This is a genomic window from Gemmata palustris, assembly GCF_017939745.1.
Classification (GTDB): Bacteria; Planctomycetota; Planctomycetia; order Gemmatales; family Gemmataceae; genus Gemmata; species Gemmata palustris.
Genome location: NZ_JAGKQQ010000001.1, coordinates 8,009,430 through 8,035,770 on the forward strand (window position 1 = coordinate 8,009,430; position 26,341 = coordinate 8,035,770).

19 protein-coding genes are annotated in these 26,341 nt (G+C 65.5%); 6 read left to right on the plus strand and 13 right to left on the minus strand.

What is annotated here, in order from left to right; all coding sequences use genetic code 11:
- Positions 1-50: 50 nt before the first annotated feature.
- The 3 genes from accD to gap form a co-directional block, all read right to left on the minus strand.
- Positions 51-899, minus strand: a complete 849-nt coding sequence (gene accD / locus J8F10_RS33255) for an acetyl-CoA carboxylase, carboxyltransferase subunit beta (RefSeq protein WP_390891156.1) — start codon at positions 897-899, stop codon at positions 51-53.
- A 96-nt stretch (positions 900-995) separates the two neighbouring features.
- Positions 996-2,201: a phosphoglycerate kinase gene (locus tag J8F10_RS33260; RefSeq protein ID WP_210661179.1), complete on the minus strand. Its 1,206-nt coding sequence runs from the start codon at positions 2,199-2,201 to the stop codon at positions 996-998.
- Positions 2,202-2,385: 184 nt separating this feature from the next.
- Entirely contained in the window at positions 2,386-3,435 is a 1,050-nt protein-coding gene (gap, locus tag J8F10_RS33265; RefSeq protein ID WP_210661181.1) for a type I glyceraldehyde-3-phosphate dehydrogenase, read from the minus strand.
- A 458-nt stretch (positions 3,436-3,893) separates the two neighbouring features.
- On the opposite strand from gap, the gene J8F10_RS33270 reads away from it, so the two are divergent.
- The 4 genes from J8F10_RS33270 to ypfJ all read left to right on the plus strand — a co-directional run bounded on the left by J8F10_RS33270 (position 3,894) and on the right by ypfJ (position 6,857).
- Positions 3,894-4,883: a malate dehydrogenase gene (locus J8F10_RS33270; protein WP_210661183.1), complete on the plus strand. Its 990-nt coding sequence runs from the start codon at positions 3,894-3,896 to the stop codon at positions 4,881-4,883.
- 97 nt (positions 4,884-4,980) lie between these two features.
- Positions 4,981-5,628: an alpha/beta fold hydrolase gene (locus J8F10_RS33275; RefSeq protein ID WP_210661185.1), complete on the plus strand. Its 648-nt coding sequence runs from the start codon at positions 4,981-4,983 to the stop codon at positions 5,626-5,628.
- Between the two features lie 2 nt (positions 5,629-5,630).
- Positions 5,631-6,014: a DUF2237 family protein gene (locus tag J8F10_RS33280; RefSeq protein WP_210661187.1), complete on the plus strand. Its 384-nt coding sequence runs from the start codon at positions 5,631-5,633 to the stop codon at positions 6,012-6,014.
- A 39-nt stretch (positions 6,015-6,053) separates the two neighbouring features.
- Positions 6,054-6,857 carry a KPN_02809 family neutral zinc metallopeptidase gene (gene ypfJ / locus J8F10_RS33285; RefSeq protein ID WP_210661189.1) on the plus strand — a complete coding sequence of 268 codons (804 nt, stop codon included), beginning with the start codon at positions 6,054-6,056 and terminating at the stop codon, positions 6,855-6,857.
- Between the two features lie 348 nt (positions 6,858-7,205).
- On the opposite strand, the gene J8F10_RS33290 is transcribed toward ypfJ, so the two are convergent.
- Complete coding sequence (locus J8F10_RS33290) at positions 7,206-8,555, minus strand: DUF1501 domain-containing protein (protein ID WP_210661191.1); 1,350 nt, start codon at positions 8,553-8,555, stop codon at positions 7,206-7,208.
- Positions 8,556-9,007: 452 nt separating this feature from the next.
- On the opposite strand from J8F10_RS33290, the gene J8F10_RS33295 reads away from it, so the two are divergent.
- Together J8F10_RS33295 and J8F10_RS33300 are read left to right on the plus strand one after the other, a co-directional pair.
- Positions 9,008-10,333 (plus strand): MFS transporter, encoded by a 1,326-nt coding sequence (locus tag J8F10_RS33295; RefSeq protein ID WP_210661193.1) that lies wholly within the window; start codon positions 9,008-9,010, stop codon positions 10,331-10,333.
- A gap of 523 nt (positions 10,334-10,856) precedes the next feature.
- Positions 10,857-11,576, plus strand: coding sequence for a DUF1264 domain-containing protein (locus J8F10_RS33300; protein ID WP_210661195.1), 720 nt, complete (start codon positions 10,857-10,859; stop codon positions 11,574-11,576).
- A gap of 356 nt (positions 11,577-11,932) precedes the next feature.
- On the opposite strand, the gene J8F10_RS33305 is transcribed toward J8F10_RS33300, so the two are convergent.
- From J8F10_RS33305 to rtcA, 9 genes are all read right to left on the minus strand, one after another.
- Positions 11,933-15,373, minus strand: coding sequence for a hypothetical protein (locus J8F10_RS33305; protein WP_210661197.1), 3,441 nt, complete (start codon positions 15,371-15,373; stop codon positions 11,933-11,935).
- Between the two features lie 140 nt (positions 15,374-15,513).
- Positions 15,514-19,014, minus strand: coding sequence for a hypothetical protein (locus J8F10_RS33310; protein WP_210661198.1), 3,501 nt, complete (start codon positions 19,012-19,014; stop codon positions 15,514-15,516).
- A 257-nt stretch (positions 19,015-19,271) separates the two neighbouring features.
- A complete protein-coding gene (locus J8F10_RS33315; RefSeq protein WP_210661200.1) occupies positions 19,272-19,538 on the minus strand; it encodes a hypothetical protein in 267 nt (88 codons plus the stop codon).
- A gap of 33 nt (positions 19,539-19,571) precedes the next feature.
- A complete protein-coding gene (locus J8F10_RS39525) occupies positions 19,572-19,754 on the minus strand; it encodes a hypothetical protein (RefSeq protein ID WP_246523728.1) in 183 nt (60 codons plus the stop codon).
- A gap of 47 nt (positions 19,755-19,801) precedes the next feature.
- Positions 19,802-22,021 (minus strand): AAA family ATPase, encoded by a 2,220-nt coding sequence (locus J8F10_RS33320; RefSeq protein WP_210661202.1) that lies wholly within the window; start codon positions 22,019-22,021, stop codon positions 19,802-19,804.
- Positions 22,022-22,184: 163 nt separating this feature from the next.
- Positions 22,185-22,757, minus strand: coding sequence for a hypothetical protein (locus tag J8F10_RS33325; protein WP_210661204.1), 573 nt, complete (start codon positions 22,755-22,757; stop codon positions 22,185-22,187).
- Positions 22,758-22,861: 104 nt separating this feature from the next.
- On the minus strand, positions 22,862-24,040 hold the full coding sequence (locus J8F10_RS33330) for a hypothetical protein (RefSeq protein ID WP_210661206.1): 1,179 nt from the start codon (positions 24,038-24,040) through the stop codon (positions 22,862-22,864).
- The gene (locus J8F10_RS33335) at positions 24,037-24,753 is read right to left on the minus strand and encodes a 4Fe-4S single cluster domain-containing protein (RefSeq protein ID WP_246523730.1); all 717 of its coding nucleotides are present in this window, start codon (positions 24,751-24,753) and stop codon (positions 24,037-24,039) included. Before J8F10_RS33335 ends, J8F10_RS33330 begins: the two co-directional genes overlap by 4 nt.
- Entirely contained in the window at positions 24,753-25,787 is a 1,035-nt protein-coding gene (gene rtcA / locus J8F10_RS33340) for an RNA 3'-terminal phosphate cyclase (protein ID WP_210661208.1), read from the minus strand. Before rtcA ends, J8F10_RS33335 begins: the two co-directional genes overlap by 1 nt.
- Positions 25,788-26,341 lie beyond the last annotated feature (554 nt).

A 26,341-nucleotide genomic window follows, 5' to 3' on the forward strand; every position in this document is an offset into this window, starting at 1 on the left:
CGGCGGACGTGATTAATTTTAACTCCGCGCTCCCGACTCCGCACCCCGCGCTACCGAATCTGGCAGTAGTCTACAATGCGGGCGACCTCCGTGCGCAGGTCCTTGCGGTGAACGATCCGGTCCACGAACCCGTGCTTCAGGAGAAACTCGCTCGTCTGGAAGTTCTCCGGCAACTCGACGCGCACGGTGTTCGTGATGACCCGCCGCCCGGCGAACCCGACCATCGCGCCCGGTTCGGCGAGCGTGATGTCGCCCTGGAGCGCCCAACTCGCCGCCACGCCGCCCATCGTCGGGTTGGTGAGGATGCACACGTAGAGCCCGCCCGCGGAGTCGTATCGCCCCAGCGCCGCGGAGATTTTCGCCATCTGCATGAGGGACAGAATCCCCTCCTGCATCCGGGCGCCGCCCCCGGAGCCGCTCACAAAGATCAGCGGCAACTTGAGTTCCGTCGCGCGCTCGGCGGCGCGGGTCAGCTTCTCGCCGACCACGCTGCCCATGCTCCCGGCCATGAACGCGAAGTCGGTGATGCCGAGGACGACCGGGCGCCCGCGGATGAAGCCCTTGCCGGTGACGGCCGCGTCGGGCATCCCGGTCTTCTTCTGCTCATCGGCGAGGCGCTGGTGGTACGGGAGGCGGTCCACGAAGTAGAGCGGGTCGCACGGGCGCAGGTCGGTGTCCCACTCCTCGAAGGTGCCCTCGTCGAGCAGTTGCGCGACGCGGTCCTTCGCGGGCATGGTGAAGTGGTGGTCGCAGTCCGGGCACACGTGGTGCCGGGCCACAACTTCCTTCTTGTACACCGTGGTTTTGCAGTTCGTACACCGGATCCACAGGCCTTCCGGTACGCCCCGCTTCGGCCGCTCCGTCGCCATGCGTTCCACCCCTGCCTCCTTCGAGGAAATTCTAAATAACCAAGCACGAAACCCGAAACAAATGGAAACCAGACAACCTGATTGTTTTCTTTCGGATTTCGTGCTTCGGGTTTTGAATTTTCCAGATTACTTATCGTCGATCTGGGCCAGACTCTGGAACTTCTTGCCCTCGACGTAGGCGAGGAACGCCCCGCCGCCGGTCGAGACGTGTGTCATCTTCTCGGCGAACCCGAACTGCTCGGCGGCCTCGGCCGTTTCGCCCCCGCCGACCACGGTGACGCCCGCGCTCGCGGCCATCGCCTCGGCGATGTACTGCGTGCCGCGCGAGAACGCGGTCTGCTCGAACCACCCCAGCGGGCCGTTCCAGATGACCGTGGCCGACTCTTTGATCTGCACTTTGTAGTGCTCGATCGTCTTGGGGCCGATGTCCACGCCCTCGAACCCCGCGGGGATCGCGCCCTCGCACACCTGCGTCTGGAGCAGGTCGTCGCTCTTCGCGGCGACGTAATCGACCGGCAGTGTGATCTTCTTGCCGACGAACGCGAGCAGCGGCTTGGCCGCCTCGATTTCTTCGTCGCCCACGCGCGTCGCGCCCACGTCCACGCCCTGCGCCTTGAGGAACGTGTACGTCATCTTCCCGCCGATGAGCAGGTGATCGACCTTCGCGAGGAGCGTGTTGATGAAGGCGATCTTGTCGGACACCTTCGCCCCGCCCATGATCCCGAGCACCGGGGGCTTCGGTTCGGTCATCAGGCCGTCGATGATCTCGAGTTCCTTCGCGACGAGCAGCCCGATCGCGCGCGGCTTGCCCGCGGCCTTCAGGTTCGCCGGGAGGCCCACCATCGACGTGTCTTTGTCGTTCTGGCAGGTGCCGAAGGCGTCGTTCACGTAGGCGTCGCCGAGCGCCGCGAGCGCGGCCGCGAACTCGGGATCGTTCTTCTGCTCGCGCGGATCGAACCGCAAGTTCTCGAGCAGCAGAACCCCGCCGGGCTTGAGTGCGGCGACCGCGGCCGTCACCGCCGGCCCGACCACGTCGCTCGCGGCCTTCGCCACCGGTACGGTGAGCAGTTCGCCGAACTTCGCGGCGACTTTATCCATCGTGAGGTTCTTGCGCTCGTCCGGCGTCGCCTTTTCCGGGCGCCCGAGGTGGCTCATCGCGATCACGCTCGCGCCGGCGTCGAGGAGGTGCCTGATGGTCGGCAGCGCGGCCCGGATGCGCCGGTCGTTCTTCACGGCCCCGGTCTTCTTGTCGAGCGGGACGTTGAAGTCCACGCGCACGAGTACCTTCTTGCCCTTCAGGTCGCCGAGGTCGTTCAGGGTCTTCTTGGCCATTGGAATCTCCGGGCGAACGGCCGGCGTGAGCCGGCTGGTGAGTGGCACCGGTCGGCTCACGCCGCAACCGGGGCGCTTGAACGAGTGAGAAAAACGGTCGGCACGAGTGGGCCGGTGGGGGGCACCGCAGGGGGCGCCCGGTTGTGCCACCGGCCGGCTCACGCCGACCGTTCGCCGCGGGCGCTTACGCCTTGGAAATCATGTGCTTGAGCAGGTCCACGCAGCGGTTGCTGTAGCCCCACTCGTTGTCGTACCACGAGACCAGCTTGAAGAACTTGTTGTTCAGCTCGATGCCGCTGCCGGCGTCGAAGATGCTGCTGGCCGGGTCGTGGATGAAGTCCGACGAGACGACGTCGTCAGCGGTATGCACGAGCACGCCCTTGAGGTACGTCTCGCTCGCGCGCTTCATCGCGTCGCTGATCTCCTGGTAGCTCGTCGCCTTCGTGGTCTTGACCGTGAGGTCGACCACGGAGACGGTCGGCGTGGGCACGCGGAAGGACATGCCGGTGAGCTTGCCCTTCACCTCCGGGCACACGAGCCCGACGGCCCGGGCCGCGCCGGTGGTGCTCGGGATGATGTTCACGGCCGCGGCGCGCCCGCCCTTCCAGTCCTTCTTCCCGCCGGGGCCGTCCACCGTCTTCTGGGTCGCGGTGTAGCTGTGGACGGTCGTCATCAGCCCCTCTTCGATCCCGAACCCCTCCTTGAGGAGCACGTGAACGAGCGGCGCGAGGCAGTTGGTGGTGCAGCTCGCGTTGGACACGATGTTGTGCTTGGCGGCGTCGTACTTGTCGTGGTTGACGCCCATCACGACCGTGATGTCTTCTTCCTGGGCCGGGGCCGAGATGATGACTTTCTTCGCGCCCGCGGTAATGTGCCCGCGCGCTTTGGCGGCCGCGGTCCACAGCCCGGTGCTCTCGATCACGTACTCGACGCCCAGGTCCTTCCAGGGGATCTGCTCGGGCGTGGCGCGCAGGCCGAGGGACTTGATCTCGTGCCCGTTCACGACGAGGGTGTCGTCCTCGGCCGCGCCCGCGGACTTCTTGCTGGACACTTCCGCGGCGAACCGGCCCTGGGTCGAATCGTACTTGAGCAGGTAGGCGAGGTTGTCCGCCGGCACGAGGTCGTTGACCGCGACCACGTCCACTTGTTTGCCCAACAGCCCCTGATCGACCAGCGCGCGGAACACGAGCCGCCCGATGCGCCCGAACCCGTTGATCCCGACCTTTACGGCCATCTCAGTTGTCTCCCGTTTTGCAAGTGTGTCCGGCGCTCGGTGCGGCATGGCGAGCCGCAGTGCCGGAGTCCGCGTTCACTAGTTACGGTATGGCTCGGCCGGGACGATTCCAGTGCCGCGCGGAGTTGTCGGGCGGTCGGAACGGGCGGTTGCGGAGCGTCGCGGTCCTTTGATCGTATTATTCATCCAATCTCCACACAGCCGCGGGCGCTTCATCGGGGAATCGAATTCATTATTGAATCGCTCCGCCGGCTTGAATCGCCGAACCGCACAGCCGGTTCGGCGCGTGTCGGGCGTTGAGCGCGTTTAATGATCGGGTCGCCGGTTCATCCGGCGACCCGATTTCGTTTCTGCGGATCGCGGCTCGGCCTCGCTCTTGTTTGGGGCTGCCACCGGCGTAGATCAACACAATTACCCTCACCCGGTGGCCCGTTGAGCCGCCGTTCGGAGTACACCCAATGTCGAAGGTCGTTCGTGTGGCCGTGACCGGTGCGGCCGGTCGCGTTTCCAGCAGTCTCATCGTGCGGCTCGCGTCCGGTGAAGTGTTCGGGCCGGAAACGAAAGTCGTCCTCCAGTTGCTCGAACTGCCGGCCGCGCTGAAGAACCTCGAAGGCGCGATGTACGAGCTCCAGGACTGCGGGTTCTCGACGCTCAAGGACGTCGTTATTACTGACGACGCGAACGTCGCGTTCAAGGACTGCAACTACGCACTGCTCGTGGGTGCTGCGCCGCGCGGACCGGGCGAACAGCGCAAGGATCTGATCCGCAAGAACGGCCCGATCTTCGTCGGGCAGGGGCAGGCCATCGCGAAGAATGCGGCCAGTGACGTGCGCGTCCTCGTGGTCGGCAACCCGTGTAACACGAACTGCCTCATCGCCTACAAGAACGGGCGGGACGTTCCCGCGGACCGCTGGCACGCGATGACCCGGCTCGATCACAACCGCGCCGTGTCCGCCCTCGCATCGAAGGCCGGCGTGACCAACGACGCGATCACCTGCGTCACGATTTGGGGTAACCACTCGAACACACAGTTCCCGGACTTCACCAACGCGAAGATCGGCGGCAAGCCCGCGACGAGCGTCATCACCGACCGCGCGTGGCTCGAAACCACCTTCGTCCCGAACACGCAGGACCGCGGGAAGTTCATCATCGACACGACGAAGGTGTCGTCGTCGTTCTCGGCCGCGAACGGGGCCATCGATCACATCAAGACCCTCGTTCGCGGTACCGCGGCGGGCGACTGGACCAGCGCCGCGATCGTCTCGAAGGGCGAGTACGGCATCCCCCCGGGGCTGGTGTTCGGCTACCCCTGCACGGCGGCCGGCGACAACAACTGGAAGGTCGTCGAGGGGCTGCAATTTGATGCGTTCGGCCAGGAGAAATTCAAGAAGACGCTGGACGAACTGCTCCAGGAACAAGAAGTGGTGAAGGATCTGCTCCCGTCCTAATGGGAGTAAATTCGGAACCCGAAGTACGAAATTCAAAAGTAAAGAAAGCCCTGCTTCTCTTTTGAATTTCGTGCTTCGGGTTCCGAATTTATTGTTTATGCAGATGCTTCTCGTCCACGGTCTCGGCCGCACTCCACTATCGCTCTTCGGACTGGCCGCCGCTCTGCGACGCGCCGGGCACCACACGCGGTTCTTCGGCTACCTACCGGCTCTCGAATCACTTCCGCGAATCGTTCGCCGGCTGACCGTGCGGTTACGGGCGATCGCGGCCCGAGGGGAACCGGTCGGGCTCGTCGGGCACTCGCTCGGCGGCTTGCTTCTGCGTGTGGCACTAACTGCGGTACCGGAACTGAAGGTCCATCATTTCGTGACGCTCGGCACTCCCGCGTCGGTACCGCGAATGGCAACTCTCGCCTGGCGGTGGTTCCCACTTTTCCGGCTCTACACCCGCGATTGCGGGCGGTTCCTCGGATCGGCGGAGGCGTTCGCGAAGCTCCCCGAACTGCGCGTGCCGTTCACGCTGATTGCCGGGACCGCCGGCCCGTGCGGGCGGTGGAGCCCGTTCGGGGCCGAGCCGAACGATGGGGTCGTGGCGGTAGCAGAAACGCGCGTGGCCGGCGCCGAACCGGAACTGGTTCCCGCAGTTCACACGCTCATCATGGACTCGGTTACTGTGCGCACGCGAATCTTGGCTATCATGGAGGGTGTGAGCGTTAATGCTCGTCCCCTCGTTCTGGAATCGTAGCCATGCCGTCCAACGCGAAGAACGTCCTCGGTGGCCCCCTTCAAACGTGTTCCATGAGCCCGCTCACCGGGTTCTACCGCGACGGGTGCTGCAACACCGGCGCGGAAGACGAGGGGCTCCACACCATTTGCTGCCAGGTCACGGCCGAGTTCCTCGCGCACCAGCAGCACATCGGCAACGACCTGAGCACGCCGTTTCCGGTGTACGGGTTCCCCGGGTTGCGCCCCGGCGACCGGTGGTGCGTGTGCATCACGCGGTGGAAGCAGTCGCTCGAAGCGGGGATGGCCTGCCCGGTCGTCCTCGAGGCCACGCACATGCACGCGCTCGAGTACGTCGATCTGGAAGAACTGCAACGGCACGCTGTTAGCATCGAACGGAAAACCTGAAGCCACGCGCGCTTCTAAAACCCTCGAGAGACCCAGCCAATGCAACTCGACGACGCCCCGGAAAGTAGCAACGTTACGGACAGTCGCGGGATGGGCGGGAAACTGGCCGTCGGTGGGGTCGGTGGCATCCTCGTCGTCATCCTGGGGCTGATTTTCGGTGTCGATCTCGGCGGGGGGCGGCAGGCCGTCGGCCCCAGCGCACCGCCGGACAAAGAGACACTCACGTTCACCCAGAAGGTGCTCGGTACCACCGAGGAAGTGTGGGACGACGAGTTCCACAAGATGGGGAAGCGCTACAAGAAGCCGCAACTGGAGTTGTTCAGCAACAGCGTCGATACGGGGTGCGGTCACGCGCCGTCCGCGGTCGGCCCGTTCTACTGCCCGGTCGACCAGAAGGTGTACATCGACCCGACGTTCTTTGAAGAACTCGAACGGAAGCTCGGCGGCTCCAAAGCGGACTTCTCGAAGGCGTATGTGATCGCCCACGAGGTCGGGCACCACGTTCAGCGCCTGTTGGGGTACCACGCCGATCCCAAAGACAACGACGGCTCTGTGCGCCTGGAACTTCAGGCGGATTACCTCGCCGGGGTGTGGGCGCACCACGGGCAGAAGAAGTTCAACTTCATCGAGCCCGGCGACGTGGACTCCGCGATCAAAACCGCCAACGCGATCGGCGACGACCGGCTGCAGAAGCGCTCGGGCGGCTTCGTTCACCCGGAGAAGTTCACGCACGGCACGTCCGCACAGCGAGTGAAGTGGTTCCAGGACGGGTTGAAGACCGGGGACGCGAGCAAAGGGAAGCTCGACCAGTTCTTCAAAGCGCGATCGTCAAAGGATCTGTGACTGTCGACGGTCAGCAAATCCGCCGCAGATAAACGCAGATAAACACGGATCGGACAAGAGATAAGCAAAGGCAGATTGGCCACAAAAAAGCACAAAGGGCACAAAAGCGAGCCAAGAGAACAGAAATCAGAGGTCAGAAGACAGAACCTCAAAAGTCGCTCTGTTCCGTTACTACTTTCTCGACTTGGTTTTCGGTCTTCTTTTGTGCCCTTTGTGCTTTTTTGTGGCCAATCTGCCTTTGGTCTTAATCCGCGTTCATCTGCGGCGGATTGCGTCTTCCCCCCGCTCTAAAAACGAAGACGGCCGGAGCTTTTGCCCCGGCCATCTTGCGTTACTGTGCAAGTTCACTTAGCTGACGAGTTCCTTGATCCAGTAGGAGCTGGTCTTCTCGTTCGGCTTTTCGCCGGCCACGTAGTAGGGGCGGCCGAGGTTGTCGCGGACGCTGGCGTTGGTTTCCGGTGTCGGGTCGATGCCGAGGGCGCGGTAGATCGTGCCGTAGACGTCGGTGATCGCCGTCGGGTTGTCGGTGGCTGCGGTGCCGTCCTTGTCGGTCGCACCGTAGGCGACGCCGCCCTTGATGTTACCGCCGCCGACGACCACGCTCCACGCACGCGGGTAGTGGTCGCGGCCGCCGTTCTGGTTGATGCGCGGGGTGCGCCCGAAGTCGCCCATCCACACCACCACGGTGTCCTTCAACCGGCCGCGCTGGGCCAGATCCTTCATCAGCGTACCCATGCCCTTGTCGAGCGTCGGGAGCGTGCGGGTGGCGAGGGCGTTGAAGATGCCGTTGTGCATGTCCCAACCGCCGAGGCTCACTTCGACGCAGGCGACGCCGGCTTCGACCAGCTTGCGGGCCAGGAGGCACCCGCGGCCGAAGTTGTTGGCGCCGGCCCCGGCCGCACCGTACTCTTCCTTCAGCTTCGTGTCGATCGCCTTGCCGTCGATTTCCTTTTCGAGGTTGAACACTTCCTTACGGGTCGAGACGACGAGGCTGAGGGCCTTTTCGTACACTTCTTTGTGGGCCTGGGCCGCGTCCATCACCGGCTTCTTGTCGGCGTGCTGAACGAGCCCGCCCTCGAGCCGCTCGAAGATCGCGGCGCGGCGGACGGTGCGGTCGTCGGCGACGGCGGAGGAGACGTTTTCCGGCGGTTGGCCCGGGTTCTGGACCGTGAACGGGGCGTACTTCATGCCGAGGAAGCCGGACCCGATTTGGGTGCCGCCCACGGAAATGAAGGCCGGGATGTCCGCGTTCTTGGCGGCTTCCGGGTCGAGGTTCTGGTGGTACGACAGGACCGAGCCGACGGAGGGGTAGTCGAGGATCGGGCTGCGCTGCTTGCCCGTGTTCATGATGAACGTGCCGCGGGCGTGGTCGCCTTCGAGCGAGTTCAGCGAGCGGATGATGGACAGGTTCTTGAACTGCTCGGCCACCTTCGGCATGTGCTCGGTGATCTCGATACCGCTGGCCGCGGTGGGCTTGGGCTTGTGCTCGCCCCCGTTCGGGCTGCCCGGCTTCATGTCCCAGAGGTCGATCGTCGACGGGCCGCCGCCCATCCACAGGACGATGAGGCTCTTTTGCTTCTTCTTGAGGTCCGCGGCGCGGGCCTTGAGACCGGCGAGGAACGAAAGGCCGGGAACGGCGACAGCGGCACCGGCCGCCGCGTGTGCCATGAAGTGCCGACGATCGGTGGTCCCGAACATGAATCGCTCCGATTTGAGCCGGTGGGTTCAACCCGGCAGGTGTGAAGAACGAGTGTATCCTGAAAGTTCGGCCCGTGCAAGCAGTTAGGAGTGATCGACGGGTGCCGCGAGCCGCTTCTTACATTCTGACGCGGGGCCGCTCCCGGAGTTCCCGAACACCCACGAAAAACTCCGAAATCGCCCGCTCTCCGAATCGGGCACGCGCACACGAGATCTTGAGTCGGACGGTCTACTCACACATCAGTGAGAGCTAACCCCATCGTTCCGGGGCGTTTGCGCTTCGTATCCGGGCCGATCCGCGTTCGGAACGGGTGAACTCTATTCGTGTCGGCGTCGGTAAATTCGCTTGTGAAGTGATTCTCGCGCGATCCTGTTCGGGTCGCAAAACGTCCCTGTAATCCGCCCGCCCGTTTCGGGTATTCGTAGTGTTGCCTGCCGTTTGGAGGAGCTTGATGGCCGTATCGGAAGAACCCGCTTCGCGACCGCGTGCCCCGTCCGCGAAAATCACGCGGGCCGAGTGGGGGCTGATTCTCGTTCTCGTCGCCATCCAGTTCACGCACATGGTGGACTTCGTCATCATCATGCCGCTCGGCGGCCGGTTGATGAGAGAACTGTCTCTTACGGAAGGGCAGTTCGCGCACATCGTGTCGGCTTATGCGTGGGCGGCGGGGATCGCGAGTTTGCTCGCGAGTTTCGTGATGGACCGGTTCGACCGGAAAACCGTTCTGCTCGCGATGTACGCCGGGTTCACCCTCAGCACGCTGTTTTGCGGTCTCGCCGCGGGGTACGAGTGGCTCCTGGTCTCGCGCACGCTGGCGGGGGCGTTCGGCGGAACGGCCGCGGTCGCGCTGATGTCCGTGATCGGGGACGTGTTCCCGCCCGAGAAGCGCGGTCGCGCGAGCGGGGCCGTGATCTCGTCGTTTGCGGTCGCGTCGATTGCGGGACTCCCGGCCGGGCTGATGCTCGCGGAGTGGTTCGGCCGGGGCGCGCCGTTCGTCGCGCTCGCGGGACTCAGCGGGCTCGTGTGGGTACTCGCCTGGGCGAAGTTACCACCCATCCGCGGGCACCTGACGGCTGCGCGCCCGAACCGCTGGGCCGAGTTCGGGGACGTTGTGAGCAACCGGGGCTACCTCGGTGCGTTCGCGTTCTCGTTCTTCCTGGTGCTGGGCACGTTCACGGTCGCGTCGTTCATCGGGCCGTACCTGACCGCGATCAACGGCTGGACGGAGGGGCAGCTCTCGCAAATTTATTTCGTAGCCGGTGTTTGCACGCTTCTCGGCATGACCGTTGTCGGCCGACTCGCGGACCGGGTTCCGCGACTCGGGTTGTTCCGCGTGCTCGGGAGTGCGGCCCTCGTGATGGCGATCGTGGTGACGAATCTGCCGCCCGGTCCGCTCTGGGTGGCCGTGGTCGTGATGAGCGGGTTCATGGTGGCCGCGGCCGGGCGCATGGTGCCGGTTCAGGCACTGCTCCTGGGAGTAGCTCAACCGAAGAACCGCGGCGCGTTCATGAGCGTGAACACGTCCGTTCAGCACGCGGCGACGGGGCTCGCTCCGCTGATCGCCGGCGCGCTCGTGACGATCAAGCCCGGAGTCGCGATCGGGTACCCGAATGTGGGATGGGTCGCAGCGGGTACGGCCGCGGTCTCGTTAGTGCTCGTGGGGCTGTTGAAACCGGCGCGAGCGGACAAGTCGCCGCTCGATGCGGTGACGCCGAAGGAGTTGGTGAGCGTTCCCGCCCCGGTTGCGACAGAAGAAGTCGTCGAGGTTATGAGTTAAGGCACCCGCAAGTCGCACCCGAACCCGGCTCATCGACGCGGAGAGTTTCTCCAGTTGTTGATGTGCCGGGTTCGTGCGTTTCGTATGGCCGTTTTCGGCTACGATTAGTCCGATTTCAGGCTCTGTAGCGAGCCGCGACCGCAAGGGAGCGGGGGCGCTTCCGCTCCCTTGCGGTCGCGGCTCGTCCAACCAGACGATCCTGAGACGAGCGAAGAAGTGGAACCATTTTTTCCGCTCGCGTCCAAGTCGCTGTTGCCGTCGATCAGGCCAAAGAAATCAGGTTTGCAGGGCCGTTCGTTTTCACACTTTGGACATCAGTTTAGTTAATCATCACCGCGCTACCGATAATTCACTGGCAGCCGCCCCGGGCACGCAATAACAATTTCGACACCGCTCTTTCGCGACACAAATTGCGATGCCAATGTCATTGCGCCCGGGGCGCGAGAGTGCGGGCGTATCTCACGACGGCCGCGTGGGGCGTTGCCGTCCTTCGGTTCCATGCTCCCTACTCGAGAGTGCATTTATGGATCGTCGCGAGTTGTTCGGTGCGCTGACCGCGCTGGGCGCGGGTCCCGTGTGTGGCGCGGTCGCGGAAGCGAGCGCGAAGGCCGACCACGGGGCGAAGGGCGAGGGGCCGATGTCCGCGCCGCACTTCCATTTCTGCGGCATTCACATGGCCAAGAACAACCCCAAACTCCAGTTCGTCACGCAGCACTATTGCGCTGCGCATACGGGCGGGTCGGAGGGGGACGTGTTCCAGTGTACGCTGTTCGACGGCACGGGTAAGAACGCGAAACTCGTCGGCGTCGAGTACCTCATTTCCGACGAAGCGTACCGCAAACTGCCGGACACCGAGAAGAAGTACTGGCACGCGCACACCTACGAAGTCCTCGGCGGCGGGCTCATCGCCCCGGGCATGTCGGCCGAAGACGAGATGAAGTTCATGAAGGTCGTCATCAAGACGTGGGGCAAGGCGTGGCACACGTGGCCCGACCCCTCCACCGCGGTGCCGACCGGCGAACCGCTCCTCATCTGGTCGCTGATGGGCGACGGGCAGGCGGACCCCAAGGTCGTTGCCCAGCGCGACAAGGAATTCAAAGTCGAGACCGATAAGATCCGCGAGGCGCGCATCAAGGAGTTCGGCCTGGACGTGCCGAGCGTGGCTTTGCCGAAGGACATGAACACCATCGGCCGGCAGTGGACGAACGAGGGCAAGGACGAGCCGAAGCCGAAGAAAAATTGACGGCGATCAAAGGCCCGGGCGAGATCATTCGTCCCGGGCGTCCCGTCTGAAGTGGTCGGGCGGGCCTCCGCCAACGAGACGTGGTTCAACTGGTCAGGTCGGAAGAAGCAGCCAAGAACCGCCGAACGAAGGGCATGGAGTTCACCCGCCCGGCCACGTAAGTGCGGCTTCGTTGGGTTACGAGCCGCGACCGCAAGGGAGCGGGCCGTGACTCCCGGTTGTGGTGCGACAACCGCTAGGAACTGGTTGTGCCTCCCGCTCCCTTGCGGTCGCGGCTCGTGAAAAACTGTTGTGCCTCCCGCTCCCTTGCGGTCGCGGCTCGTTTACCACAGTTCGACGATTACGAGATAAGACGATCAACCCAATTCGCTCTCGCGCAGGAGCGCGGCCATGTCGCGGTGGATGCGCCGGCGGATGAGGAACTCGTCCTCGTCGAGCCACGCGCGGACCGTGGCGCCGAGGGTGAACTCGTCCGTTACGACCGAGCGCACCACGGTGTCGATGAGCCGCAGCGGTTGCAGTGTGAAGTAGCAGTTCGTGGACCCGCCCACGGTGACGCGGTCGAGGCGCTGGAACAGTTCTTCGAGGCGCCCCAGCGCGATACCCGCCGGCGCGAACCCGAGGGCTTCCGCGTATGCCAGTGCCACCGCGGTGCGCTCCTGTCGGTCGTTCGGCGCGGCCAGGAACAGGTGCTCGCGGGCCGCGTTCAGGACGCGGTTGCCGGCCTCCTCGTCGCCCGCCGCGAACCACCCGATCGCCAACCCGACCCGTTCCGCCGTCACCGGTTGCGTTCCCCACTCCGCGCCGGCCGGGTCCAAGACGCGCATGAGCGCGTCCGCGTCCGCCACGAGCCCGAACTTGCGCGCGGCGCGGAACGCTCGGGGGGCCGCGGCAGTCGCGGCAGCGAGCAAGTGACCGGTCGCGGCGCCGCGCGCCAGATGGCGGAGCAGGGTACCGGTGGTTGCGGCCGGCGCGACCGCGAACGCGGTATCGAGCATCGACTTCTGGTAGCGCGCCACGGTCGCGGCGCGTTCGTCCTCGCGCCAGCGGCCCGTGCGCACCCACGCTTCCATCCAGTCGAGTGCCGTTGGGACGAGCGCGAGGAGCGGCTCGAGTACGGGCGGCTCCAGGTGCGCAGCGACTTCCAACAGCGCGAAGACGATGCGCGGAACGGTCGCGGTGGTCGGTTCCGCGCTCGCCACCGCGAGCAGTGCCCGGGCCTCGTCGTTGAGTTGGGCCGCGCTGGTGCGCGAACCGAATACTGATAGGCGCTCCCCGAGCCGGTCGGTTCCCCAGAGCGTTTTCAGCGCCAGCGCGGACCCGCGCACCCCGCCGAGGGGTTCCAGAATGCGGCAGTGCTCGCGCAGTCGATCGACGGCGTAGCGCGCGAGTTCGGGGAGCCGTTCCAGGCGCTCGTGCAGTTCCGGCGGGAGCCCCGACTTGGGTGCGCCGCCCTCGTGGGCGTCCTTGATCCGGTGAAGGAACAGGTCGCCGAGTAGTGCGTGTGTGGCCGGGTCCGCTTGGGGGCCGCTCGCACGGGTGAGGGCCTTTCGTGCGCGTGCGGACCAGTCCCGCGCGCGGGCGCGTTCGCCCAGCGCGCCGAGGCCCCAGGCGAGAAGGAACTGCGCGTACACCGCGGTCGCGTCCGTTTCGGCTTCCAGCCCGGTCCACGCGAACCGGCCCCCGCCCGTGTGTCGCTGCACCCAGGCCAGCACCGGCTCCTTGACGCGCGTGAGCCACTCGCGGGCCGTCTTGAACCGTTCCGCGCTGGCCGGTCCGCGAAAGCGCAAGAACGAGGGTTCGTCCAGGTCCAAGCCGGGGCCGCGATCGTGTAACCGGGCCACGAGCCGGTCGCGCCAGCGCGCGAGACCGAGTACGTCGCCGTCGCACGATCGCGCCACCGCGATCCGGGCCAACCACGCGCCGCGAACGGGAATGTCGTCGAAGTGCTGGTCCAGCACCGCGAGCACGCGGGGAAGGGCCGCGACGAAGTCCGGCGGGGGAGTCGGTTGGAACCCGGCGCTCGCCGCCAGCGCCGCGACCACGCGCCCGGTGCCGGGGCGCCCCGGTTCGGCGAGCCACCGGTCCAGTCCGACCGTGCGGTCGCCGCGCTTCACCGCGTGGCACTCCGATTCCGCCCACTGCTCGAGCCACTCCGCGGGCGGCGCGGCGCACTCCCAGGTCGCGTTCACCCAGCACACGGCCGCGTCGAGCGCCTGCCCGGTCGCGCCGTACACGCCGGCGAGTTCGGCCCAGCGCGCGGCCCGCTCGTCCGGGCCGAGTTTCGGGAAGTCCGTGAGTAACCGGCTCTCCAGGTCGTGGCGCCGGGCCGCGCGGTCGTGCCCGTGCAACAGCGCGTCCGCGGAACTGAGCTTCCGCTCGACGCGCTCGCCCTGCGGTTCGGTGGGGCGCGCCTTCCGATCGTCCCGGCGCGCGGCCCTCGGGTCGGGCGCCGGCGCCCCCGCTTCGGCCGACTCGTGTGCGCTCCGCCCGCGCAACCACTTCACCATGAGGCCGACCGATTTCGCGACCCAACTCGGCTCCTCTTCGGCGGGCAGGGCGGGGTACTCGTCCGTTGACTCTTCGACTTCCGGCTCCGGTTCGGCGACCGGTTCGACCCGGAGCGCGAACTTCGAGAACGGGAACGGGTCCGCGGGGATTCGCAGTGCCGCGAGCGCCGTACCCGCGGGCGCCGCGTACTCGATCTGTTCGCTCACCGGGCGGAAGGCCGCGACCGCGACCGCGTGGACCGCGAACTCGTTGCGCCCGTGCGGTTCGAGCCAGGTAAGGTGCTCGGCGGCGAGCCGCAACTCGCGCACGAGTTCCGTGGTGCGGACCCGGGGGCGCAGCGCGTAGCCGGTGGGTACGAACAGCGCCGGCACCCGCGGGTCCGCACCGAACCCGTCAGCGGACACGGGCAGCGCCGTGGCGTCGTCTTCGGGCGTGCGCCGAACGAGCACGCGCGTTTCTGTTCCGAGTTGAGTCGTCGCAACATGGAACCGGCGGAGCAGGCGCTCGTCGGCGTTGCGGCAGAACTCGCGGAAGCCCTCTTGCTCTGGCGGTGCGAGTACCCAGAGCGATTCGCTCACGGGCGCGTTGCAGCGCGAGAGCCGGAAGCGGACCTCGACCCGCGCGGCGGATTTCGGTGCCGCGGTGGGGCACGTTTTGGTGGTGAGAGCGAATTCGTCATCGACGGGGAGCGGTACGGGCGCTGCGACCGCGGTCGCGCCGCGCTCGGGATCGCACAGCAGCACGCACCCGGCCGGAACCGTGAGGTGCCCCGCGAGCGGGTGCTCCCACCCCCGCGCGGTCCACACGTCGGGTGACTGTTGTCGGTACGCGCGGACCGGCGCGCCCGGCTCCTCGGCCCAGAGCAGAACGGCGAGCGGCGGCGCGGGAACTGTGACCCACGCGCGGCCCGTGTGCGGCTCGGGGAGCAAGTGAACACCGGTCGGCCCCGCGCGCAGGCGCCGAAGGCGCCCGACGAACGCCGCGAGTAGCTTGTCCGGCACATCGAACAGGACCGGCCCGGGACCGGGAGCGGCTTTACGGAGCGGGAGCAGTTCGGCCCAGGAGCGGGTCGTTTGTGTGGGCGCGCCGGGGGTGCCGAGCGCGATCACTCCGAGGCGCCCGAGCGCGGTGATCGTTTCGCGGGGTAAAAGTTCGTCCAGTTCGATCCAGATGTGGGGCGCGTCCACCCGGGCCCGCACCGGCGCTGACGTGAGCGCGACCGGCACGAGCCCGCTGGCGAGCGCGAGCCGGAGGGCGTCCAGGTTCGGGAAGAACAGTGCGGGCATGTCCGAAGTGTAGTGCCCGCAGACGGGAAATCCGAAATTCAAAGTACGAAACACGAAAGAAGGCCGGTCGAATCCGTGCGATTGACGGTAACTTCTTTCGGATTTCGCGATTGGGATTTCGAGTTTCTAGCGGTTCGCCGTCACAGGTTGCTCTTCAGCAGGTTCCGCTTCATGTCCGCGTGGATGCGGCGGCGGACCAGGTACTCGTCGTCGTCGAGCCACCGGCGCCCGGACGGGCCGAGGGCCGCGTCGTCGTTCACCACGGCCCGGATCACGTCCTCCACGAGGTTCAGGTGGAACCGCGAGTAGTATTGCGCGGTCGTCCACGTGTTCGTGATCTTCGCCGGCGACATCCGCTTGAACAACTCGACCATCCGCACCAGTGCGCTCTCGGCCTGCCCCTGGCCCAGCGCGGTGACATAGGCCCGGGCCAGTTCGGTGTAGTCCTTGGGCTGGAGCGAGACCGCGTTCGAGTTGAGCAACTCGTTCCGCGCCGCTTCCAGGATCGGGTTCGCCCGGTCCTGGCGGCCGAAATGGAGCCACCCGCCGGCCAGGTTGAGGAGCGTCTGGAGCACTGCGGCCCACGTTTCCGGCTTGGCCTGGTGCTTCTTCCTCAGTTCCTCGGTGGACGCGCCGCCCAGAACCTCGCTGTGGAGCTTCGTCAGGAACCGGTCGATCTCGTTCGACAGCCCGAGCTTCTTGAGGCTCCGCATACACTGGCCCGCGACCACGTTAATGAGCTTGAACCGCATGTCCTGCGGCTTCGTGTGGACGAGCGCGGTGAAGTCGTCCACGAGTTTCTTCACAATGTCTTCGCGGGCGAAGTGCCCGGCCTGGAACATCGCGCGTTCGAGCAGCTCACCTTGTTTTTTGGGCATGTCGGGCGATTCGTTCGCCCCGCCGGTGCCCTGGAGCGCGGCCGGTACCAGCGCGAGCAGTTCGACGGTGAACGCTTCACTGACGCGCGCCGCGAGCGGGAGCGCTTCGTGCAGAACGTGGAACTGCACTTCCTTGATCGGCTTCCCGGTCACGCCGTCCTTGTACAGTTTGCGAACGCGCTCCGCGAGCTTGTTCGGGTCGCGGATCGTGTGCAATTCGGCCAGCGCCTTCTTCGTGTCGTCACTGTGCTTGGTCCAGTCGGCATACGGGTCCGGTTTCTCGTGCGGCTCCATGATGCGGGACTGCTCGCGCATCCGATCGACCACGTACTTCGCCAGCTTGTACGGGTTGTTCACCGGGCCGGAGCCGAGCTTCTTGGTGATCTCTTCCAGATCGTCGAGCACCTCGGGGGCCATTTGTCCCGTGTGCGGTTTGCCGGCCAGAACCTGTTCGATGCGGTACCGGAACGCCTTGAACAAGAAGTTGCGGACGATGGCCCCCGTAACGGCTTGTTCGGACTGCGGGTTGGTGCTGACCGGGACCGGCCCCTCCATCACCTTGCGCGCGTCGTCGAGGAGCTTCTTTGCCTGCGTCGTCTCGCCGAGCTTCGCCACCGCGAACGCGAACAGCAGGTCCACGAGCGGGTGGTTCGCCTTGAGGTGCTCGTTCTTCTGCACCGCGGCGGAGTCGTCGATCCACTTGCGGATCGTGGTGTGCAGCTCCATCGACTTGTCGCGCACCACGCGCATGCGCTCGGAGTCCTTCACCCCGGCCACGCGGAGGAAGTACGGCAGGTCGCGCTCGGCCTGGAGCCCCTGCTCGAGCAGCCGCTTCAGGAGCCGGTCGCGGACCCGGGCGAGCCCCAGCACGTCCGCACCGGAGAGCTGCGCGAGGCGGAAGCCCGCGAGCCACACGGCCCGGACCGGGAGCGAACTGTCGTGCGTCTCGAGGTAGTTCTGGACCGCGGGGAGCCGGGCGAGGAGCCACGGCGGGACCGGCTGTTGCGACGCGAGCCACAGGAACGCCGACACCACCGCGCGCGACTCGGCCAGCCCCGACCCCGTGTGGTGCAGGAGCTTGTCGAACTCGTCGGCCTTGATGGTCGCCCCGGCGCTCGGGAGCTCGCTCCGCACCCACCCCGCGAGCCACGCCGGGGGCAGCGGGTCCGCGTCCCACAGGGCGTCGAGCCAACAAATGGCCGCGTCCATCGGCTCTTTGGCGCCCGAATAGGCGGCCGCGAGTTCGGGCCAAATCGCCTGGCGCTCGGGGCCATCAAGCGGGCCTTCGAGCGCGAGGAACTGAGTTTCCAGTTCCGTGGCCTTGAGCTTCCACTCGTTCGGCTTCTTCACCTCTTCAACGGGCGGCAGGAACTCCGCGGACGTTGTGGGCTTACCGCCCGCGGGCTTGCCCTTCGCGCCGGCTTTGGGTGCGGTGCCGACGCCCTTCGGCGCCTTCACGTCGTCGTCCTTCTCCTTCGGGTCTTTGTCGCCCTTGTCCGGCTTGTTCTTCGGGCCGCCCACGTCCTTGCACACGAAGTGATCGAAGTCGAACCGCGTCGCCTCGATCCACGCGGCGAGCGCCTGCTGTTCCGCCTCGATGACGTAATCGACCCAGTCCTCGATCGAGCGGAACGCGGCGTCCGGGATGAACTCCGGCGTGAACCCGCTCTTGTCGTCGGGGTAGAGCCACACGACCTGATCGGCGTCGTCGGCGAGGAGCTTGCGCACCGCGTCGCGCCGGAGCGTGGGGTGGAGCCGCTTGCCGACCGGGAGGAACAGGTTCGGCAGCTTCCAGAACGGCTTGAACGCGAGCGCGTGGTCGAGCGCGAGGACCGGGGGCGTGAGCTTCGACGGGCGCACGCGGAGCACGACCGTGCGCGTGCCCTGTGCGTCGGTCGCGACCGCGAACATGAGGCGCTGGAGCAAGCGGTCGTCGGAGTCGCGCACGAGCGTATCGAGCTGCTCGACGGCGTTCTCCCGCAGCACCCACAGCTCCGCCGTGTCGCTCGCGTTCCCGCCGGTGAGCTTCAGCGGGACGGACATCTTCTTGGGCGCTTTGGTCTCGGTCCACCCCACCGGCGCCGTCGGCAGTTTGAACTGCATGATGTCGTAAACGTCCTGGAACGGGGCCTCGTCCAGGTAGAGCCACTCGCGCGGTTCGCGGATCAGAAGCAGTTGCTTATCGGACACGCGGAGTTGCTGTGCGAGCGGGAGCGTGTGCCCGACTTCGACCCACACCCGCGGCGCGCGCTCCAGGTAGGCGCGGATCGTGCCCGCGGTGCCGGACGAGCTACTGTCGACCGCGCGGAGCAGGGTGTAGTACGGCGGGCCGATGACGCGGAGCAACACCCGCTTGCTCTCGCCGTCGCCGTCCGTCGCGAACCACCGGAACCCCTGCCGGTCGTTGCCCAGGCGCAGCATTTCGGAGACGAGCGTGGGCAGGTCTTCCGCCTTCTCCAGCTCGAAGAGCACGGGGGCCTGGTTCGAGACGGTGGGCGCGATCGGGTCGCGCGTGACCGGGAGCAACTGCGGCCAGCAGGTGATCTCTTGCGGATTATCGGAGGCGTGGCGCTTCGATCCCTTCACGCCGATGCGGTCCAGGTTCTTGGTGACCGTGCGCGTGAGGTTCGCGGTCGATTCGACGTAGATCTTGCCCTGGTCGTCGAAGCTCACGGCCGCGGGCGCGAGGGTGACGTCCGCGGGCACGATGCCGCTCGTGAGGGCGAGGCGAACCGTGTCGAGATCGGGGAACAGCAGGATCATGGGTTCAACTGCGAAAAGGGCTGTGCTTGAGTTTGAGTGCGAGTACGTTTGGCGATAGCCGGTCGGGTGTTCGAGCTCCACCAGCGAGCAATTGCAGCAGGTATTTGCGAACGGCGCGGCGTAAGCCCGCCGGTTAAGCATCAACCCACATTTGCTTTTCCACCAAGTCGTTCACCGGATTTGGTAGCTCTACCGGCGGGCTTACGCCGCCGTTCGCCCGGCTTGCTCTTCACCACGGGACTCCCCGGCGGAGCGAACTACGAGCCCTTGTTACCGGCCTTTTGTTTTTCCGGCTCGTTGGGCTGGCTCACCGGGCCGGCCGGTTGCGCTTCGCTCTCGCGCTCGACGATGATCTCGCCCATGTCTTCGGGCTTGATGCCCTTGCCGATGAGCTTCTCAACCAGCGCGCGGTGCATCTGCTCGTGCTCGATTGGCAGCGCGTCCGGGTCGGAGTCGAGCTTGATGATGATGTTCTGCTTGCCGGTGTTCGGGTCGCGGCGGAGCATGATAATCATTTCGGCCATCGAAACGCCTTTGTGTTGAGTGCTCGGTTTCGGTCAGGCGCTCTCGCGCTCGATGATGATCTCGCCCATGTCCTCGGGCTTAACTCCCTTGTCGATGAGTTTCTCGACAAGGGTGCGGTGCATCTGCTCGTGCTCAATCGGCGTCGCAGGGAACTCGACTACGATGATTAAATCGATCTTCCCCGTAGTCGGATTTCGCCGCTCGCGGATCTCCATTTTGCCCCCCCCACCAGCCGGCTCACACCGGCCGTTCGCCACGAGCGTTAGTCGTCTTTCTTCTTCGCGGGCTTCTTCTCGCCGCTCGCTTCGGTCGTGGTCCCGGCGCCGGTGCCGAGCTTCACTTCCGGGCCGGGCGCGCCCACGTCCTTCGGGTACTTCGCCCGCAACTCTTCGATGATTTCCTTCGTCCGGTCGCCCTCGATCGTCTTCTTCTCCGTCAGCTCGTCGCGGATCTTCAGGAGGTCCGCCTTGTGCTTGGTGAGGATCGCCGCGGCGCGGGCTTGGGCTTCGACGATGAGCGTGTTCACCTGTCGGTCGATCGCTTCGGCCATTGAGCCGGAGAGCACCTGCCGGTCGCCCTTGTGGTCGCGGAACGACCGCAGCGGGGCCGCGAGGTTCGACATCCCGCACACCTCGACGATGTACTCCGCGAACATCGACGCCCGCGACAGGTCCGAGTTCGCTGCACCCATCCCGCTGGCGCCCGTGGACACGTCGCCGACGAGCAACCGCTCCGCCTCGATCCCGCCGTACAGCACCGTGATCTGGTCGAGCATCTCGTTGCGGCTCATACCGATCCGGTTCTTCTCGTGCTTGAACTGCGTGAAGAACGGCGCCCACGGCATGTCGCTCTGGATCGTCACCTTCTCGGGCTGCTGGTGGTGCTCGCAGAAGATGGACACGAGGAAGTGCCCGGCCTCGTGTGTGGCCACGACGGGTAGATCCTTCTCGTGAACCTCCACCTTCTCATCGAACTCGGTGATCGCTTTTTCGATCAGTTTGGGCGTCGTTTCGCCGGTAATGTTTTCGCGCATCCGCAGGCGCGCCACCGATCGGCACAGGGCGTTCAGGTGGTCGCCGCTGAACGCGGTGCCGGTCGGCGTCATGTACCGGTTGCCGGTGCGGTTGATCGCGTACTCCATCGCCTCTTCGGTGAACTGGAGCTTCATCTTCTTGTTGTAGATCTCGAAGATCGCGCGGCGGTCGTCGTCGTCCGGGTACGGGATGTGGATGTGGAACTCGAACCGGCCGGGGCGGAGCAGGGCGGGGTCGAGCGACTCCACGAAGTTGGTCGTGCCCACGATGAACACGAGTTCGTCCTTGTGGAACCCGTCCATTTCGGTGAGCAGTTGGTTCACCATCGAGTGCTCGACGCCGCTGCCGGTGTACGTCCCGCGTGCGGTGGCGAACGAATCGATTTCGTCGAACACGATGATCGACGGCGCCGATTGCCGGGCCTTGTGGAAGATCTGGCGCAGGTTCTCTTCCGATTCGCCGACCCACTTCGACTTCAGTTCCGGGCCGGACACGATGGTGATCGCGGCGCCGATGCTCGCGGCGATGGCCTTCGCGAAGTAGGTCTTACCGGTACCCGGTGGCCCCCAGAAGATCATGCCGCGCGGAATGAGCTCTTCGAGGCGCGAGACCTCTTCGGGGTCCGTGGCGCGGTCGCGCTTCGAGAGCGTGTCGAGGATTTCGCTCTTGAGCTTCGCCTTCACCTTCACGTAGCCGCCGATGTCCTTGTCCAGATCGACGGACGGGATCTCCATGTTCCCGCTGAGCGTCGATTGCCGCACCTGCGCGTAGGCGCGCTTCGGGTCGGCGGGGTAGTCCTCGCCCTCGAGCGTGGAGAGCAGCCGGCGCAGGCGCACCGCGTTCACGCCGGAGACGTACTTGTAGAGCTGCCACGGCGAGAAGTCCTTGCCGAACTTGCGGCTCTCCTTCTGCGTGATGAGGTGGCGCAACCGGTTCCGCGAGGTGCCGAGGATGCTCAGCCAGTGCGGGAACAGGTTCTCGATCACCTTCGGCAGCGAGAACGACGGGTCTTTGAACCCGAGCCACACGAGTTCGGGGTTCTCGTACAGGAGCGGAATCACCTCGCGCGCTTCGCTCGTGAGCCCGCCCTGGCTGGTGGTGAGCAGGTCCAGGTGCGGAAGCACAACGACTCGGCGCTCGGTGGCGCCGCGGACGGCGTCGCGCAGTTGCCCGATCATGGTCCCGATGAGGCCCATTGGCATCGCGCCCTGTTGCGGGTCGCGCTGCCGGCCGTCGAGGTAGATGCACTGGAGCTTGGCCTGGCGCAGCCGGTCACGCACATTCATGAACAGGTACGGCGCGAGTTCCTTGTCGCACTCGATGAGCGTGGGCAGCCCGCGGATGAGCTTGCTGGCCACCTCCGCGAGTTCCTGGCTGTACGCTGCCTCGACTGCTTCGCCCGGCGTGAGCGAGGTGGGCAGGTCTTTTTCGGTGATCGTGATGCTCATGTGTCGCGGGGGTCAGGATTCGGAGTCTTAAAGGTCACAGGGCTTCCGCCCTGTGCTACAACAGCCGGCCCTCCGGGCGGAAGACAGCGCGGCTTTCTCTTCGCCCCGGAGGGGCCGGCTTCCGTAGCACAGGGCGGAAGCCCTGTGGCACCGACCGTAAGGTTCACACTTCGACCTTGATCGTGAGCGAACCGCTCTCGGGGTCTTCGCTGATTTCCTTCACGGTGCCCATCTGTTGGGCCTTCTGCTTGAGCGCGTCGCGGGTCACCTGGTTGACCACTTCGGAGATTTCGGGCTGGAGCTCCTGGAGGTGCTTTTCCAGCGCCTCGGTCGCCTTGCCCTGGAGCCGCGACTGCTCCTGGTCGAACTTCTTGTCGAGGTCTTGCTTGAGCTGGTCCTTGACCTTCTCGCGGAGGTTCTTTTCGTTCGGCCCGACGTCGTTGAAGCCGGTGGCCTCGCGCTTCACTTCCTGGTTGATCGTTTCTTCGGTCTCGGCCTTGACCGAAACCTCACCGGTGCAGGGGTCGATCTTCACCGTCAGCTCGCCGTCCTTGCGGGTCATCGTGCCGTCGTCTTGTTCTTCAAACCCGCGCTTCTTGAGCTCCTCTTTGAGGAGCGTGGCCATGTCTTCGGGCGGCAGGATTTCGAGGATCTCGAGTTCCGTGCAGATCTCGTCCCCGGCCTTGAGATTGCGGGTCTCGGATTCTTTCACGGTAATGCGGTACGCGCGGCTCATGGTTACTCCTGTAGGGTGGGTCGTGCCCACCATTCGGGTCGGTGCCGGTGGTGGACGCTGCCCACCCTACGAAAGCGTCGTTCGGAACGGATATCGGCTCTCGATTAGCCGGGGCTACCTTCGGGGTTTTCGCCGCCCGAGGCTGTGCCGCCCGCTCCGGGCTGTCCGGCCACGGGACCGCGGAGCGGTTCGAGCATTTCGACCGCGGCGCGAGCGCGGGCGGCGACGCGATCGCCGTTGGCCGCCTCCCAGTCCGCCTTCCACATCTGACTGGCCTGGTAGTCGTCGTCAAAATACCCGACGAACCGGGCACGCTCCTGCCAGGTTTCCAGAACTTCCATCTGGCGCGGGAGTGCGAGCGCGGCACGCTGCGTCTCCAGGCGGTCGGCGAGGCGCTGCGGGCCGCTCCCCTGTAACCCGCCCGTCCAGAACACCGGCGTTAAATCAGACTGAAGCACCTGTGCATTGGTTCGCAAGACGAACCGCGCGAGGTCCGTTCGGCGCGCGACTTCCGCTGCTTGGACGAACCCCCGCAGGGCCGCAAATTCGGCTTGTCCCTGGTGCCGCATCTTCTTCCAGTCGCCGATCTGTCCTTTGTCGCGTTCCGATTTCACCCAGCGGTGCGTGAGGTGCGTTTGCATGCACTCCAGAAGCACCGCGCTCAGTCCCGTAAACATCGGGGCGAAATCGGGCGGTTGCGGCTTGGTGCTCTCCGGGTCGGCCGCGTCTTGCGGGGCAATGAGCCAGCAAAACGGGTTCCGCGCGAACGTGTCCTTGCGCCGCAGGACCGTGAGCACGTCCGGGTCCGACCGCATCGCGTCGAACGCCAGCGCGAAGAACAACTCGTCGGTTGGTGTGAGCGCTTTCGGTGCCGCGTCCCACATCAGTTTCGTTTCATGGACCTTTTCGGCCGTCAGCCAGAACAGGAAATCGAACACCGGGCGCGAGAACTGGAGCGTCCGCTCGTCGAGCGGGATGCGGTCCCAGACGCGCCCGGCGACGGGGGCGTGGGTCCGCAAGTATTTGTCGTTCCGCCAACCGCCGGCGCGCGTCAGGAACAGCACCAGAGCTTTGCCCAGCGTGTCCTTCACCAGATCGACCGCGCCGCCGCTGATGCAGTCCGGTTTGGTGGTCGCGGTGCGAACGAGTTGCAGACCCTGATCGGCCGGGAAATGCCCGACGAGGAACCGCAGGATGCGGAGCAGGTTGAACTCGAACTTCGACACCTGCCGCGGCCCGTCCGGTTCCGGCGGTCGAGACGGTGGGGGCGCAGCGCGCGTCATTTGGCGTCGGTCTCGTGCGTGGTGCTTTTCGTCTCAGGGGCGATCGGGAGCGGGACCGGTTTTTTGCGTCTCCAACCCTTCCACAAGCCTACAGCATTCGCGGCCGGAAAGCCATTCACGCTGATCTCGCGCCCGACGACGCGGATCTCCAGTGTGTTCTTCGTCCGCCACTGTTCGTCGTAGGAGTACCGCGGCGTCAAGAAGTGGATGCGCTGGTTGCGGGAACCGATCCACCGGCGCTCCGTATCGGGCTCTTCGCGGAGATACGGGCCGTCCACGAGAATGTCCGTCAGGCCGATCAACTCCACGATGTCCGGATCGGCCTTTTCCCGCAATTCTTCGATGGTGAATCCGCTAAAAATCATGACGGACAATCCGAGCTCGCGAGAGGCTTGTGCGAGTGCGAGAGCCGCGGGCGCGTGAGCGGTGGGTTCGCCGCCGAGCAGCGTGATTCCCTCAATGCCGCTTTCGTCGCGTGCTTTTTGAATCGACGCGGTCATTTCACGGAGCGTTTTCGTTGCGCCACCCTTAAACGACAGGAACTCCGGGTTGCAGCACCCGGGGCAACGCAGCGGGCACCCCTGGAACCACAGCGCGAACCGCTTGCCCGGTCCTTCGGCTTCGGTGCAGGGTACCACTTGGGCGATCTGCATCGTCAGGTCTTCCGCGGTGCCGGTCATCGCGTGTTGGTCGCTCCAAAAGGGTTGCGGCATTATACCCGCTGGGCGATGCGCACAACCCCTGATTTGCGTTCGCCATCCTCAATCTGAATGGTACGATCCACGAACTTCCGCACGGTTTCCACGTTGGTTGTCAGGTGCCGCGTGATTTCCGAGGTGCGGTACTCACTGGCGTCGTCACTGAACGCGAGCGGGAGCAAGAGTTGGTCGGCGGAGTGCGGATCGACGGGGCACTTTGCGTCGCGGAACGGGACGGCTTCGTGCATCGCGTCGTCGGCGACACTTTCCGACGGCTTGCCGCGCTCGCCGAGCCCGAAGAACAGCGCCGGCACTGGCGCCTGCCGGAAGATCACCGCCGCGACGCTACCCGGGTTCGCGGCCTCCCACTCTTCGACCGGGATGTGCGACTCGACGCCCTCCGCTTTCAACTGCACACTCAACCGACGCGCCTGGCGCTTACCCACGGATTCCGGTAACCCCGCGAACGCGCTGAACCCGCCCGCGGTGGTCAGTTCCGGGCACGTCAGGAGCGAGAGCCCCTTCACACGGGAACACGGATGGATCACCGCGCGAATCTCGCCGCCGCCACGCGGATAGAAGCCGGGGCGGACCATCTCCAATTCGACCTGAACGCCCATTCGCACGAGGTACGCGGCCCACGTGGTTTCAAGGAAGTGGTAGCACGGAGCGTGCTGGTTGTGCGTGCCGCCGGTGACGGTCACGGTGCTCGGCTTGTCGCCGCGCAGCGCGAGCGGGAGGTACACCGTGTGGAGCACGAGCGCCGTAGCGCCCGCGGTGCCGATCGAGAACGTGTAGTCACCGCTTTTGACCGGCCCCGGCTCGAAGTACAGCACGGACGACCCGTTCGAGGCGCCCTTGTACACCGCGCCGCTGATCGTGCCCGCCGCGCGCACGCACATCAGGTGCTGCGGTTGCAACCCCGGCTTCGAGCGGTTGGCCCGGATGTTCACCAGCTTGAACGGCCGCCCGGTGAGGATCGAAAGCGCGAGCGCCGACCGCAGGATCTGCCCCCCGCCTTCGCCTTCCGAGCCGTCAAGTTCGATCATGCCATCACTCATGGCAACACGGACACCGGGAGTGCGGGAGCGGTTCAGAGCGAACGCCGAGCGAATTGTACCACCGAGAACGATGGGGTAGAGTGAATTGGAGCCGCGGAGATCGCCCGATGAGTCGAAGAGTGAGCGTGCACCACTTCGTCGCGAACTTGACAACGCGACAGTACGGGAGCGGGGCACGCACGTCCGATCTACTGGACGTGAATTACTGGCGCGAGGTGCCAGGTGACACCGAGTTCCCTCGCGTCTTCGGGCGGCTGGACTTGTTCACGCGGTTCTACCTTAACCGTGCGAATCCGGTCGAGTATTATTTACGGGTGTGGTGGGACGATTGTCCGCGTCTGAACCGACGAGACCTCATCGAGCAGTACGGCCCGTTCTTGGTGCCGTTTCGCCCAGATGAGTTGGTCCGCGACCGTGTATTTCGCCTACAAAACGTCCAACTTCGTGGCGCCGGGAGGCACACCGTTCGGTTGATCCGGCTCCTCCCCGCTTCGGTATGGCGGAGAGGGCGGTGGGCGGTCGTTGCTGACACACATTTCTTC